The sequence below is a fragment of the Sphingobium sp. LF-16 genome (assembly GCF_003711185.1).
GTDB lineage: Bacteria > Pseudomonadota > Alphaproteobacteria > Sphingomonadales > Sphingomonadaceae > Sphingobium > Sphingobium yanoikuyae_A.
In genome coordinates, this window is the sequence record NZ_CP029335.1 from 2,112,344 (window position 1) to 2,125,974 (window position 13,631).

At 67.1% G+C, this 13,631-nt stretch carries 15 protein-coding genes; 2 read left to right on the forward strand and 13 right to left on the reverse strand.

The window, feature by feature from the left end; translation table 11 throughout:
• Nucleotides 1-16 precede the first annotated feature (16 nt).
• From DIZ22_RS09870 to DIZ22_RS09930, 13 genes are all read right to left on the reverse strand, one after another.
• Entirely contained in the window at nucleotides 17-763 is a 747-nt protein-coding gene (locus DIZ22_RS09870) for an A24 family peptidase (RefSeq protein ID WP_048937259.1), read from the reverse strand.
• The gene (gspN, locus tag DIZ22_RS09875; RefSeq protein WP_122928145.1) at nucleotides 760-1,482 is read right to left on the reverse strand and encodes a type II secretion system protein N; all 723 of its coding nucleotides are present in this window, start codon (nucleotides 1,480-1,482) and stop codon (nucleotides 760-762) included. Before gspN ends, DIZ22_RS09870 begins: the two co-directional genes overlap by 4 nt.
• Entirely contained in the window at nucleotides 1,479-1,967 is a 489-nt protein-coding gene (locus DIZ22_RS09880; protein WP_122928146.1) for a type II secretion system protein M, read from the reverse strand. Before DIZ22_RS09880 ends, gspN begins: the two co-directional genes overlap by 4 nt.
• The gene (gene gspL, locus DIZ22_RS09885) at nucleotides 1,964-3,082 is read right to left on the reverse strand and encodes a type II secretion system protein GspL (protein WP_122928147.1); all 1,119 of its coding nucleotides are present in this window, start codon (nucleotides 3,080-3,082) and stop codon (nucleotides 1,964-1,966) included. Before gspL ends, DIZ22_RS09880 begins: the two co-directional genes overlap by 4 nt.
• The gene (gene gspK, locus DIZ22_RS09890) at nucleotides 3,079-4,074 is read right to left on the reverse strand and encodes a type II secretion system minor pseudopilin GspK (RefSeq protein ID WP_122928148.1); all 996 of its coding nucleotides are present in this window, start codon (nucleotides 4,072-4,074) and stop codon (nucleotides 3,079-3,081) included. The genes gspL and gspK overlap by 4 nt, the downstream gene beginning before the upstream one ends.
• Nucleotides 4,061-4,747, reverse strand: coding sequence for a type II secretion system minor pseudopilin GspJ (gene gspJ / locus DIZ22_RS09895; protein ID WP_048937264.1), 687 nt, complete (start codon nucleotides 4,745-4,747; stop codon nucleotides 4,061-4,063). Before gspJ ends, gspK begins: the two co-directional genes overlap by 14 nt.
• Nucleotides 4,747-5,142 (reverse strand): type II secretion system minor pseudopilin GspI, encoded by a 396-nt coding sequence (gene gspI / locus DIZ22_RS09900; protein WP_048937265.1) that lies wholly within the window; start codon nucleotides 5,140-5,142, stop codon nucleotides 4,747-4,749. Before gspI ends, gspJ begins: the two co-directional genes overlap by 1 nt.
• 64 nt (nucleotides 5,143-5,206) lie before the next feature.
• Nucleotides 5,207-5,614 carry a GspH/FimT family pseudopilin gene (locus tag DIZ22_RS09905; protein WP_048937266.1) on the reverse strand — a complete coding sequence of 136 codons (408 nt, stop codon included), beginning with the start codon at nucleotides 5,612-5,614 and terminating at the stop codon, nucleotides 5,207-5,209.
• A gap of 121 nt (nucleotides 5,615-5,735) precedes the next feature.
• Entirely contained in the window at nucleotides 5,736-6,254 is a 519-nt protein-coding gene (gspG, locus tag DIZ22_RS09910; RefSeq protein WP_048937267.1) for a type II secretion system major pseudopilin GspG, read from the reverse strand.
• Between the two features lie 11 nt (nucleotides 6,255-6,265).
• Complete coding sequence (gspF, locus tag DIZ22_RS09915; protein ID WP_122928149.1) at nucleotides 6,266-7,483, reverse strand: type II secretion system inner membrane protein GspF; 1,218 nt, start codon at nucleotides 7,481-7,483, stop codon at nucleotides 6,266-6,268.
• The gene (gene gspE / locus DIZ22_RS09920) at nucleotides 7,476-9,017 is read right to left on the reverse strand and encodes a type II secretion system ATPase GspE (protein ID WP_276309028.1); all 1,542 of its coding nucleotides are present in this window, start codon (nucleotides 9,015-9,017) and stop codon (nucleotides 7,476-7,478) included. The genes gspF and gspE overlap by 8 nt, the downstream gene beginning before the upstream one ends.
• Nucleotides 9,014-11,260, reverse strand: coding sequence for a type II secretion system secretin GspD (gene gspD, locus DIZ22_RS09925; protein ID WP_048937269.1), 2,247 nt, complete (start codon nucleotides 11,258-11,260; stop codon nucleotides 9,014-9,016). The genes gspE and gspD overlap by 4 nt, the downstream gene beginning before the upstream one ends.
• Nucleotides 11,257-12,117 (reverse strand): type II secretion system protein N, encoded by an 861-nt coding sequence (locus DIZ22_RS09930; protein WP_048937270.1) that lies wholly within the window; start codon nucleotides 12,115-12,117, stop codon nucleotides 11,257-11,259. Before DIZ22_RS09930 ends, gspD begins: the two co-directional genes overlap by 4 nt.
• 184 nt (nucleotides 12,118-12,301) lie before the next feature.
• Here DIZ22_RS09930 and DIZ22_RS09935 point away from each other — a divergent pair, with 184 nt between their 5' ends.
• Both DIZ22_RS09935 and DIZ22_RS09940 read left to right on the forward strand, forming a co-directional pair.
• Nucleotides 12,302-12,961, forward strand: a complete 660-nt coding sequence (locus DIZ22_RS09935; RefSeq protein ID WP_048937375.1) for a 2OG-Fe(II) oxygenase — start codon at nucleotides 12,302-12,304, stop codon at nucleotides 12,959-12,961.
• A 72-nt stretch (nucleotides 12,962-13,033) separates the two neighbouring features.
• Entirely contained in the window at nucleotides 13,034-13,504 is a 471-nt protein-coding gene (locus DIZ22_RS09940) for a hypothetical protein (RefSeq protein ID WP_164488876.1), read from the forward strand.
• Nucleotides 13,505-13,631 lie beyond the last annotated feature (127 nt).

A 13,631-nucleotide genomic window follows, 5' to 3' on the forward strand; every position in this document is an offset into this window, starting at 1 on the left:
TGAATGTCTATCGTCCCTAGATCAACCCTCGCACGATCCAGCCCGGCAGCGTCGCGATCGCCAGCAAAGTCCCCAATGGCACCCGGCTCTGCCCCTGTACGGCCCGGCCCAGCGCCAGCGCGACCAGCGCCCCCGCCAGCCCCAGCGAGGCGGCGATCAGCAGGATGAAGGGCAGCGCCTGCCAGCCCAGCCAGGCGCCGATCGCGCCGAGCAGCTTGGCGTCGCCCAGCCCCAGCCCCTCACGCCCGCGCAGCGCGCGATAGCCGAGCGCGATCGCCAGCAGCCCCAGATAGCCCGCCGCCGCGCCGATCACCCGATCGATCAACGCAACATCGGTGGTCCAAAGCCCCAGGGTAAAGCCGAAGAAGGCCAGCGGCAGGGTCAGCGCATCGGGCAGCCAGAAATGGCGCCAGTCCAGTAGCGCCAGGGTCAGCAGCAGCCAACCGAGCAGCGCCCAGCCGATCCCGCCCAGATCCGGCGCGAAGCCCAGCGCCAGCGCGCCGATGATGGCGCAGCCCGCCTCCACTCGGCCATGGAGCGGATCGATCGCCGCGCCGCAGCTCCGGCATCGGCCGCGCTGCACCAGCGCGCTCAACATCGGCACCAGGTCGATCGGCCCCAGTAGCCGGCCACAACCGTCGCAGGCCGACCGGCCGCGCATCACGCCGCGCCCCTGCGGCCAGCGCAGGATCAGCGTGGCAAGGAAACTGCCCGCGATCGCACCCGCGATCGCGCCGACCAGGGCCGCCCAGGGATGGATCACAGCGTCCCTTCGACCTTCAGCACATAGGCATTGCCGACCGTCGCGAAGCCCGCCTGCCCCAGCGTCCCCGCCAGCGCCGGGTCGGCGGTTTCCACCCGCATTTCGGCGGTATAGCGGCCGGACCGCCAGATACGCAGGTTAATCTTTTCCATTCCCGACTGGCTGACCAGCGGCAGCAGCAGCGCGTCACCATCACAGGCGACCGTGCCCGACAGCCCCTGCGACAGGTTCAGCCCGGCAATCTGCGTCGCCATCCGCGCCCGCACCCGGCCTTCGGCATGGCCGCAGACATCGCCGCGATAATAGCCGCTGACATCCTCCATCATCAGCCCGCTGACCGGTAGCGGCGCGAAGGTGCGGCCCAGCGGCACCGAACCGGTCACGTCATCGATGCCGATCCGGTCTAGTCCGACGGTCAGCGCCCCTTGGATATCGTCGGGCTGGCCGCGATGGCGGGCGATGTCGAACCGCGCCCGGCCGACCAGCAGCGACAGGGGCGACAGGCCGGCACGCACCGACCCCATCGGTATTTCGCCCAGCATCAACTGGTCGATCCGCCCGCTCCACACGCTGCCGCGTATCTCGCGCGCGGCCAGGCCCAGCCGGTCGAACTGCGCCAGCCCCAGCGCCACCCGCATCGGAATGAAGAGGATCAGGCCGAATATGAACAGCGCGATCAGGATGATGCGCATCCGGCGCGACAGGATCAGCCCCTTCACTGGCCGCCTCCGCGCACCAGCACCGCCTGCACCGACACGCTGCCCGCCGTCGGGGAGGGCCGCGCGCTCATCGTCTCGACGCGCAGCCCCTGCGCCTCCAGCCCCGCGATCCAACTCATCATCGCCACCGGTCGGACCGAGGCGATGGCGATCTCCATCCGGTCATTGCCCTGCGGCTGCGCCCGTTCCAACGTCAGCCCGGCCTCGCCGGCGCTCTGGCCGACAAATTGTTCGATCGGGATGGCCGGGCCGGTCGGCGCGGGCCTGCGCGGCAGATGTTTCAGCAGCTTCACCTTGGCGCGAATCGCCGCGATGCGATCGGTTGCCTCGCGCAAAGCATCGCGGGCGGAAACCTGCGCATGGGTCAGCGGCCGGGCCACGCCCAGCCACAATATGACCACCGCCAGCAGCGCGAACATCACGCCCAGCATCCATTGTTCGCGCGGCGACCGCTCGATCCAATAGGCCTTCATCCTGTCCATCATGACCGCACCGTAATATCTGCCAGCGTGCGCCCGCCCGGATCCTGGGACGGGGTCGCGGTGATCGTGTAACCGGCCGCCTGCAACGCCAGCAGCACGATGTTGATGTCATCCGCCTTGGCGGCGGCCAGCGTCGCGCGCAGCATCCCGTCGGGATCGCGCGATAGCGCCGTCAGCGACACGCCCGGCGCATCCTGCATCGCGCTCATCAGGCCGGCGACCGGCGCGGTGAAGGCATAGGCGCCGGCTCCGCGCGCGGCGAGTTGCCGGTCCATCTCCGCCTCGACCTGCATCACGTCGCTCGCCTCGGGCAACACCTGCCGCGCCAGCGCCAGGCTCTCGCCATCAACCTGGCTGGCGGCGACATTCTGCCGCACCAGGGTCACCAGGCTGATGAGCAGGCTGGCCAGCAGGATCAGGCCGCACCAGATCGCGATCCCGCCCAGCGCCCGCGTATCGATCTGCCGCCGCACCCGCTTGGCGAAATCACCCTGGCGCAGGTCGATCGGCGGCGCATCGAGTGCGGCAACCAGCCGCGCTTCGATCTCGTCCGCCCCAACCTCCCGCACCGGCGCATCGCCGATCAGTTCAGGCAGCGCCATATCGGCGGTCAGCGCCATGTCAGGGCCGCGCAATACGGACGCCCCACAAATCATTCCGGATACGAAACCATCATCGCTTTCCGGCAACAGCAGCGCCGCCGGCACGATGATGTCGGGGTCCAGCCCATGATGCTGCGCCCAGAGCAGCCAATGCTGCATGTCACTGCGCGCCGCGACCGCCACGATATGCGGGCGGGCGGGATCGTCATTCTCGTCCGCGGCGGCAAACAGCTGGTCGGACGGCAGGATGGCGCCGGCCAGCACGCCCAGCCGCGCCGCCGCCCGCCCCTGCCGCGCTGGCAGGTCGGGATGCGACACCCATTGCAGCGCCACCAGCGCGGCCGGCGGCACCAGCATCACCCGCGCCTTGTCGGGCAGCGCGGCCAGGCCACAGGCGGCCAGCCAGTTGGCGCCTGCGCCGGTCTGGACGATCGCGCCATCCACCACCCGCATCCAGGTCGGCGCGTCCTCCGCCCCCTCGGGCAGGGCAATGATCAGGGCATCGGCCGAACTCATGCGCCCACCCCCCAATCGCGCCGCACCAGCCGGATCGGCGGTTGCCGGGCATCGATCAGCCCGCGCTCCACCACTTGCGTTCCCCCTACATTCACCGACACGTCCACTCTGAAAAATCCCGTCGTCAACTTGACCTGCTCGGCCACCTCGGTAAGCGGACTGAGCCCGACCAGAGAGGGTGCCTGCCAGAATTGCGGTATGCTGCCGTAGCCTTCCGCCGGCCGTTGCGCCAGCAATTGCCGTGCCTGCGCCACGCTCAGCTGCCCCGGCAGCAGCATCGCGAACAAGGGCGCCTGATCGGGCAGCAAGGTATTGATATTGATCGGCGACATGTCCGACACCGGCAGCGCGCAGACCCAGGGCCGGACCAGATCATAGACCGCCGGCGTGATGCCGTTCACCGCCCGCAATTCGCTGGCGTCGACCATGAAGCGGTTGGCGGAGCGATAGGGCCGCGCCGCGCGGGCATAGGTTTCGTCCTCCGCCCCAGCCGGTTGGGGCACGCTGTCGGTATCGATCCAGTCGGCGAGCGAGGCGGCAGCGACCTGCGCCTGGCGCACATCGACGCCCAGCGCCTGCAACAGCGCCTGGAACTGCGAAACCGCCACCGGGCGCACCTTCAGGCTGTTCTCATTATTGCCGGCGACCACGCTGTTGAGGTTGAAGCAGTTGCTGCCGTCGGTCACGCGCGCCGTCGCCATGCCGCCGGGCACCGGGATCGCCTGCGGCGTGCCCATCCAGTTGCCCGCCAGCGTCGTCTTGCCGGGGCTGGCCGCGACCAGATCGCCGATCTTGAGGCGCGCGATCACCATGCCCGCATCGGCAAAGGCCCGCCCCTGATCGACCGCGCCGCCATTGCCGGTCATCCGCGTCGCCAGCGCTACCCGTTCCAGCGCCGTGGCCGCCACCACCGCCATCACCGCGACCAGCAGCAATACGGTCAGCAGCGCGGCGCCGCGCTCTTCGGGCCGGTTGGGATCAGGCCGCCGCATTGGCCGCCTCCTGATCGTCAAGCGGTGCTTCCTTGGGACCGGGCGCCACCAGGAAACGCAGCGTGACCGGCGGCTCGCCGGTGCGCTTGACCAGCATCTCCACCGCGCGCGGCATCAGGTCGGGCTGGCCTGGCGTCCACTCCTCGCGCCACTCGCCCTGAATGTCGCGGAAGCGCAGCGTCACCTCCTCGACATGGTCGAGCAGCGCCGCCGGCTCGTCGCCCGCCGCGCCGTCGATCTGGGCATAGCCGCGCCGTTCCAGCCGGCCTTGCCGCACCCAATATTCGACCTTCTGCAAGGACGGCCGGGGCAGGTCGCCCAGATTGTCCCATCCGCCGCGCACGAACTGCATCACCGGCTGTTCCTCGCCATCGCGATGCGCCCAGAAGGCCGGCGCCAGCGTCCCCGCCTCGGTGCGGCTGATGCGCGGCACCGCCTGGCCAAGATCGGCCGACAACGCCCCCGCGGCCCGCTGGATCGCCGCCATGTCGTCCAGCCGCGCCTTGACCTGCGCCTGCGCCGACACGCTGTTGCCCAGCAACAGCACACCTGCCGCCGCCAGCATCGCGAAGATCATCAGCGCGACGAGCAGCTCGATCAGCGTGAAGCCGTGTTCGGCGGAACGCCTCAAAGACGTGAAGCCTTGTTCACTCTGTGGCTTCTCCGGCCTCATCACTCCACCTCCCGCAGGAAGCTGAGCACCACCGGCGATGCGCCCGGCTGGCCATCGACCACCAGATCGACCTGCAACAGGCGCTTGTCCTCGGTCGCCTTGACGGTGCGGGTCCAGTGCCAGCGGCGACCGCCATTCTCGACCTCGCCATCCTCCTCGCCGACCGAGGGCGGGGCCACATCGCTCTGCACCTCGACCATCAGGTTGCGGGCGACGATCTGGCCCAACGCCTTGCTGTCGAGATCGGCGGCGGTGCGCAGCGTCACCCCCTGCAACCGCACCAGCGCCAAAGCCGCCAGGCTGAACACCGCCAGCGCAACCAGCATTTCGAGCAGCGTGAAGCCGTGTTCGGCGGAACGCCTCAAAGACGTGAAGCCCTGCTGGGCGGAACGCATAGAAGACGTGAAGCCCTGTTGGGCGGAACGCGACGAAGGCGCGGTACCGTTTTCGCTTCGCCGATCAGCCACCGACCGCGACCTTTCCGGCCATGTCGACGCTGACCTGCACCCGCTCCGCCTCGCGCGCCAGGGTGATGGTCAGCGGATCGGTGGGCAGGCCAGTGCCGTCAAAGGCAATCTGTTGCCGGCCGTCCTGCCCCACCAATGCGCGCGTGCCGGTCTTCCAGTTGGCGCTGACGAAGGGCTTTTCCTCCATCGGCACCCACTGGCCGCCCTCGCGGCGCTGAAACCCATAGCCCGAGGCGGAGACCCACACGCCCATCGGGCGCGCGGTAACGACCGCTTCGTCGCGCGCGGCGGCAACGCGCGCGGCAAAGCGGTCGGCATCGTCAACGATCCGGCCGCGCGGATCGGGAATGGCGATCACCACGGCAGCCGAAATGAAGCCGATGATCGTCAGCACGACCATCAGTTCTATGAGGGTAAAGCCGTTGCGTGGCGGAGCCAATGCCTCACCACCGTTCGGGCTGAGCCTGTCGAGGCCCCCTGCCGAGCGGAGCGAGGCACCTCGCCCCACTCCGCGTGCGCCATCACATTTCGCTGGAATAGATGTCCGCATTCTCATTCTCGCCGCCCGGCTGGCCATCGGCGCCCAGCGAGCTGATGTCGAACGCGCCCTTCTTGCCCGGCACGGTGTAGATATAGGCGCGACCCCACGGATCCTGCGGCAGCTTCTTGATATAGCCGCCCCGGCGGTAGCGCTGCGGCTGCGCCAGCGACGCGGGCGGATTGAGCAGTGCCTGCAACCCGTCCGACGCGGCAGGATAGGTCAGGTTGTCGAGGCGATATTGCTCCAGCGCCTGCTCGATGGTCGAAATGTCGGCCTTGGCCTTTTCGACGCGGGCGGTGTCGGTCGCGGGAATGACGTTGATCGCCACGATCGTCGCCAGCAGGCCGATAATGACGATCACGACCATCAGTTCGACCAGCGTGAAGCCGTGTTCGGCGGAACGCCTCGAAGACGTGAAGCCCTGTTCGGCGGAGCGACGGGCGGCAAGCTGCGCCTCCCGTTCGATCAGCGCGGCCCGGATCTTGTTCAACTTCAGCATATTCTACTCCTTCAAGCCCCGGTCAGGCTTTGCAGCTGCAGGATCGGCAGCAGGATGGACAGGATGATGACGGCGACGATGCCGCCCATCAATATGATGATGATCGGCTCCAGCATGGCGAGCGCGGCCGAGGTGAAGGCGTCGAACTCGCGTTCCAGATAATCGGCCGCGCGTTCCAGCATCGTGTCGAGCCGCCCGGCACTCTCGCCGCTCGCCGCCAGATAAACCAGCAGCGGGGGAAACACCCCTGCCCGCTTCAACGCCGCCGACAGGCTGCCACCGCCCCGGATCGCCTCGACAATCTCGTCCGACGCCTTGCGCAGCACCCGATTATGCACCGTGTTGGCGGTCAGCGACAGCCCCTCCATCAGCGGCAGCCGGCTCGCCACCATCGTCGAGAGCGTGCGCGCCATCCGCGCGGCGTGCAGGTCGCGGATCAGCCGGCCCAGCACCGGCAGCCCCAGCAGCATCGCGTCGAAGCGATAGCGGAAGCTGTCGATCTTGAGCGCGCGCCAGAAGCCGAAGGCGCTGAGGCCAATCAGGATCAGCAACAACCACCAATAGCCCGCCAGAAAGGCGGAAATGCCCATCACCATCCGCGTGAGCAACGGCAATTGCTGCCCCACCGTGTCGAACTGCTCAACCACCTTGGGCACGACGAAGATCATCAGCGCCGCGACCACGAACACGGCAAAGGTCGCCAGCACGGAAGGATAGGCGATCGCGGTCAGCACCTTGGAGCGCATGATCGCCTGCCGCTCCATCAGTTCCGACAGACGCTCCATGATGGTCGGCAGGCTACCCGAGCTTTCGCCGGCCGACACCATCGCGCGATAGAGGGCGGGAAAGCTTTTCGGCTCCGCGCCCAGCGCATCGGCCAGTCGCCGTCCCTCCAGCACACCCGAATGGACCTTGCCCACGATCGCGCGGACATGATCCTGCTCGCTCTGCCGGCTGATCGTGCGCAGCGATTCCTCCAGCGGGCTCACCTGGATCAGCGTGGACAACTGCCGGGTGAAGAGCGTCAGTTCCTTGGCCGACAGCTTGGTCGCGCGCAGCGACAGGCCAGCCCGCTTGCGCGCGACCGACACCGCGCCCGGCTCCAGCCGGACGACGAACAGCTTGCGCGCATCCAGCTTGCCCCGCGCCTCGTCCAGGCTGTCCGCCTTGATGCTGCCCTTGCGTTCCTTGCCCGCCGGGTCGATCGCGACATAGTCGAAATCAGTCATCGGCAATGGTTTCCACCTCGGTCGCATCGCGGCGCGACACGCGGATCGCTTCCTCGGCCGTGGTCTGGCCGTCGCGCACCAGCGCGCGCGCAGCCGACCCCAGGTTCGGCGCATTGAGGAAGGCATGGCGGGCGATCAGCGACTCGTCGCCGCCATCGTTGATCAGGCGGCGGATCGTGTCGTCGACGCGGATCGCCTCGAACACGCCGATCCGGCCCTTGTAGCCGGTGCCATTGCATTCGTCGCAGCCACGCGCCCGGTAGATGATCGTGCCGGGGTCAAAGCCCAGCAGCGCGCTTGCCGACTTGTCGGCCTGCACCGGCTCGCGGCAATGCTGGCACAGCCGCCGCACCAGCCGCTGGGCGACGACGGCGCGCAGCGTCGAGGCGAGCAGGAAGGGTTCGACCCGCATGTCGCGCATGCGGGTGATCGCGCCGACCGCGTCATTGGTATGGACGGTCGACAGCACGAGATGGCCGGTCAGCGATGCCTGCACCGCGATCTCGGCGGTCTCGCGGTCGCGGATTTCGCCGACCATGACGACATCGGGATCCTGGCGCAGGATCGCGCGCAGCCCGGCGGCGAAGGTCAGGCCGACCTTGGCATTGACCTGGGTCTGGCCGACGCCCTCCATCGCATATTCGACCGGGTCTTCGACCGTCAGAATGTTGCGGCTGCCATCGTTCAGGTTGCGCAGGCCGGCATAGAGCGTGGTGGTCTTGCCCGAACCGGTCGGTCCGGTGACCAGGATGATGCCGTTGGGCTCGCTCAGCCCCTCGCGGAAGATGCGGTCGGGCGCGCCGGTCATGCCCAGCAGGTCGAGCGTGATGCCGGCATTTTCCTTGTCCAGGATACGCAGCACCACCCGCTCGCCCGCCCGGCTCGGCAGGGTCGATACGCGCACGTCGAGCAGCTTGCCACCCAGGGTCAGGCCGATACGGCCATCCTGCGGCACGCGCCGTTCGGCAATGTCGAGCCGCGCCATCACCTTGATGCGGCTGACCACCACCGGCGCGACATGCGGCGGCATGCGCAGCGTCTCACGCAGCACGCCGTCCACGCGCATCCGCACGATCAGGCCCGTCTCATAGGGTTCGATATGAATGTCCGACACGCCCTGGCGCGCGGCCTCGGCAATGATGCCATTGATCAGGCGGATCGCCGGCGCGTCGTCTGCGCTGTCGAGCAGATCGTCGGCGGTCGGAATGTCGGCGGCCAATATGTCCAGCTCGTCCGCGCCGACGTCGATCGACCCGGCCATGGCGGCGGCGCTGCCCTCCATCGCATAATGATCGGACAGATGCCGGTCGAACTGCGGCGCCTCGACAAAGCGCACGTCGAAGCTGCGGGCGAGATGACGGCGCACCTCCAACAGCACGCGCGGATCGCTGCCCTCGCGCACCGCGATCGACAGTCGCTCGCCATCCTGCGGCAGCATCACCACGCCATGCTTGCGGGCAAAGCCATAGGGGATGTCGACGGGCCGTGGCGGAAGAACCGACGGCATTACCGTCACATGCTCCTGTTCGCTCACTTCTGCTCTCCGCTTGGCGGCAGGTCGACCGGGCGGACGACGCCGCTCGACTGCCGCACCGTGGGTTCGATGACCTGGACCTGTCCCGGTGCCGGCGATGTTGCCGGCGCGGCGGCACCGGCCTGCGGCTCGACCGTCATGTCGCCAGGCTGCGGCGCGATCGGCGGCTGCGCGCCCATATAGTCACGCACCAGCTCGTCGATGGTCGGCTCGCTGTCGGGGCTGCGCTGCAACTGCATGCCGCGCACATAACCATAACGCTGCTGGGTCAGGCGCTGTGCATCTTCCTTGGTGCGCAGGATGGTCGGGCGGATGAAGACCATGAGGTTGGTCTTGGTCCGGCTCTTGCTGCGCGACTTGAACAGCTCGCCAATGCCCGGAATGTCGGACAGCAGCGGGATGCGCTCGATCGTCTTGCGCTCATTATCGTCCAGCAGGCCGCCCAGCGCCAGGATTTCGCCGTCATCGACCGTGACCGTGGTCTCGATCTCGCGCTTGTTGATGATCAGGTCGCTGCTCGAATTGCTGACCGGCCCCGCCACGCTCGACACTTCCTGCTTCAGGAACAGCTTGATCGCACCGCCGGTGTTGATCTGCGGCTTCACCTCCAGCTTGATACCGACATCCTGGCGCTGGACGGTGCGGAACTGGTTGTCGAAATTCTGGCTCAGCGCCTCCCCGGTGGTCACCGGCACCTGCTGGCCGACCAGGATCGACGCCTTCTGATTGTCCAGCGTCATCACCGACGGCGTGGAAAGCAGATTGCTCTCGGTATCCGACTTCACCGCATTGATGATCGCGCCGAAAATGCCATTCTTGCCGATCTGCGTGCCAAGGCCCCCGACGATGCCGGTCGCGCTGGCCAGGCTGTCAACCGCCGCCTGGGTCAGGCTGCTGGCCAGGTCGCTGTTGGTCTGCGTCTCGGTCGTCGTGGTCGTGCCATCGGCCGCCACCACCGTCGTCTTGGTGGTGCCCAGCTTGGTCGCGCCATAGGCACCGGCGATGGTGATCAGGCTGGGCGAGGCATTGCTGTAATTGGTCGCGGCAAAGCCGGTCGATGTGCTGCCCAGCAGGAACTGCACGCCCAGCTTCTTGGCCGCCGCGTCGCTGATCTCGACGATGATCGCCTCCACCAGCACCTGCTCGCGGCGGGTGTCGATCTGGCGGATGGTCTCGCCCAGCATGCGCTGCACGTCGCTGTTGGCGGCAACGATGATCGCATTGGCGCCTTCATAGCGGGTGACGATCGCCGGGCCGCGGGTCGAAATGCCGCTGCCGCTCGATCCGCTGGAGGCCGCTGCGACCGGCGCTGCCGCAGCGCTGGCCGGGGCTGCACCGCCGCCAGCGCCGCCGCTGGCGCCCGCCGCCGGCACCGACGAGGTAACGGGCGAACTGCTCGACTGGCCGATCAACTGCTGCAACACCGGCAACAGCTTCTCCGCATCGGCATGCTCCAGCCAATAGACGCGGATTTCCGTGCCGCTCGCCGCCTGACGGTCCAGCTCGCGCGCCATATTGGCGAGGCGCGTGACGGTGTTCACATCGCCGCGGATCGCAATCGCATTGCTGCTGTCGATCGGCACCACGCTGGCGGCCGCCGGCGCGCCATTTTCGCCGCCGCCACTCTGCACCAGCGCCTGCAGCGATGTCGCGATCTCGCGCGCGCCGGCATTTTTCAGCATCACCATCTGCGTCGAGCTGGTGTCGCGGTCGACCCGCGCGATCACCTGGCGGATGCGCGCGACATTATCGGCATAGTCGGCGACGACGATGCTGTTACCGGCGCGATTGGCGGTGACCGTGCCTTCCTTGCTGATCAGCGGGCGCAGCGTTTCCAGCACGCTTGCCGCATCGACCGACCGCAGGCGGAAGACTTCGGTGACGAAGCTGTTGCGGGTCGCCGCCCGGCCCACCGCGCTCGGCTGGCCGGCCGCGCCGTCCGCCGGCTGGATGCGATAGGCGCCACCGGGCGCCGGCACCGCGACCAGGCCATTGGCGCGCAGCGTCGACAGCACGATCTCGAAATATTCCGACTTGGACAGCGGCCGGTCGGTCACCACCGACACCTTGCCCTGCACCCGGTTGTCGATGATGAAGGTGCGGCCGGTGACGCGCGCGGCATCCTGGATGAAGGCGCGGATATCGGCATCGCGCACATTCAGCGTCTGCTGCGCATGGCCGGGGACCGGGGCAGCCAGGACCAGCGCGAGGGCGGCGGAATATTTGAGGATATGTCTGGTCATTGGCCTTGCAATATCAGGTTGATCGGCACGGTGACGGCGCCGCGCTCCACGGTCAGGGACAGGCGTGCGCCGGGCACGATCTGGTTCTGCAATGATGCCAGGTCACCGGCCGATCCGATCGGCTGGCCGTTGATCTGGGTCACGATGTCGCCGGCCTGGAAACCGGCATTTTGAAAGCCCGGCCCCTTGGGGCTCAGCACCAGCCCGGTCACCCGGCCATTCTGGGTGCGCGGGGAAAAGCCGATGTCGCGCTTCACCGCATCGGCGCTCGGCGCATCGCGGCCCGGCACCGGAGAGGGCGCACCTTCGCCCGGCGCCATATCCCCCTCAGGCGCGCCGCCCGGCCCACCAGCCGGTCCGCCGGCCGCCGACGCCGGCTGGGACTGGTCGAGGAACACCTGCTCCTCCGCCCCACCGCGATCGATGGTCACATGGTCGAACAATACCGCCTTCAGCACCACGCCGGGCATGATCTCGTCGCCCACGGCATAGCTGTTCTGGATGCCGTCGGGCGTCGCCAGGATCGCCGATCCCTGCCCCGTCCCCTCGTTCAGCCGCACGCCATAGAGCGTCAGCGCCAGCGAGGTGACGACGCCATTGCCCGCCTGCGGCGCGCCCGTGCGGAAAAAGGGATCGAAACTGGCGAACAGCGCCTGTCGCGCACTAGCGGAAAGCACCTGCGCCTGGCGCCCTTCCCAGGGGCCGAAGGCGCCGACCGGCGTCAGCAATACCCACACCAGCCGGGCAAGCTGCAACGCCAGCACTGCCAGCGACAGCTTCTCGACCAGCCCCAGCCAGTCGACCGGCCGCGCATAGCGCCGCCACCCTTGCAACTTGTCGCCGAACGGCACACGCATGAGCCGAAATGTCCCCCTTGGTTCGCCCGCCTGCTAGGCAACTCTTCTTACTGCCAGATGACGTTTATGTTACCATAATATGACAGGTAGCAATGGGGCCGCGACGATGCTTGCATTTCGCAGGGTCAACGATAGCTAGGGCCACGGAAACCGGCCTGCAGCGCCGTCATTCGCGGAAATGCCCATGACCTTGTCCGACCCGATCCTGTCACCGCCCGCCGCCCCTGACGCCGATCCGGCCTGGATCGCCAGCCATCCGCGCGTCCAGCGGGTGCCCAGCAAGGATCTCACCCTCTTCATCCAGCGTGATTTCCTGAGTCTTGATGAATGCGCGCAGGTGATCGCGCGGATCGATGCAGACCGTCGCCCCTCGACCATCGCCGACGCCAATGGCGATGGCTATTTCCGCACCAGCGAGACCTGCGACCTCGACCATGGCGACCCGTTCGTCGCCGCCATCAACGCCCGGCTCGACAGCTTCGCCGGCATCGCCACCCAATATGGCGAACCGATCCAGGGCCAGCGCTACGGCGTCGGCCAGGAATTCAAGGCGCATACCGATTATTTCGAACCCAAGGGCGCGGACTATGACAAATTCTGCGCGGTCGCGGGCAACCGCACCTGGACCTTGATGGTCTATCTCAACGAACCGGCCGCCGGCGGCGCAACCCGCTTCACGAAGATCGGCAAGACGGTGCAACCCGAAACCGGCAAGCTGCTCGCCTGGAACAACCGCATCACCCCGGATCGCTTCAACCCCGCCAGCATCCATCACGGCATGAAGGTCCGCAGCGGCGTCAAGCATGTCATCACCAAATGGTATCGCGAACGCCCCTGGGGCTGAAGGCGATGCCCCAGGCGGCGCACATATTACAGCCGCCCTGAGTGGTTAGCGGACAGTGGACTGATACAACGAGTGCCGCGGTTCATCAGACGTTGGCAAAAGCACCGCGAAGATGGAACAGAGCGTCCAGATAGCGACCGTGTGATCAGCAGTATCAGCAGTATCAGCAGTATCAGCAGTATCAGCAGTATCAGCAGTATCAGCAGTATCAGCAGTATCAGCAGTAAAAGCGATCGTGTTGCCGATGAAGTGAAGATCCGGGTTGACGGCCAGCTATTGCGCATAAAGCTAGATATTTTAGACCGGGTTGAATTCGGGGCATTTCGCCGGCAGTGGAATGATGCTGATATTCTCTGGCACTTCGAGCTTTTCGGCCATGTTTCACCCGACTTTCTCCATCAGCACAACGCCGTGTGCACCTGGTTCGATAGCGAGCGACATCTCCGGCAGGTGCAGCGACATGGCCTGGGTGTTGCGGAACGGGAGGATCAGGCCTGCTCCCTTGCTAAGCTCCGGGCAGATGGCGCCGAAGATGTAAGTTGATTTCGTTCTTTGGTCCTTGGGTGCTGACGGCTGGCTGCCGCGCTTGGCCCAGCGCGGTTTTTTGTTTTCCTGGCCGATCAGGGCCTCGTCCTGGAACCAGACCTCTATCGGCGTGCCACGCGAGAGA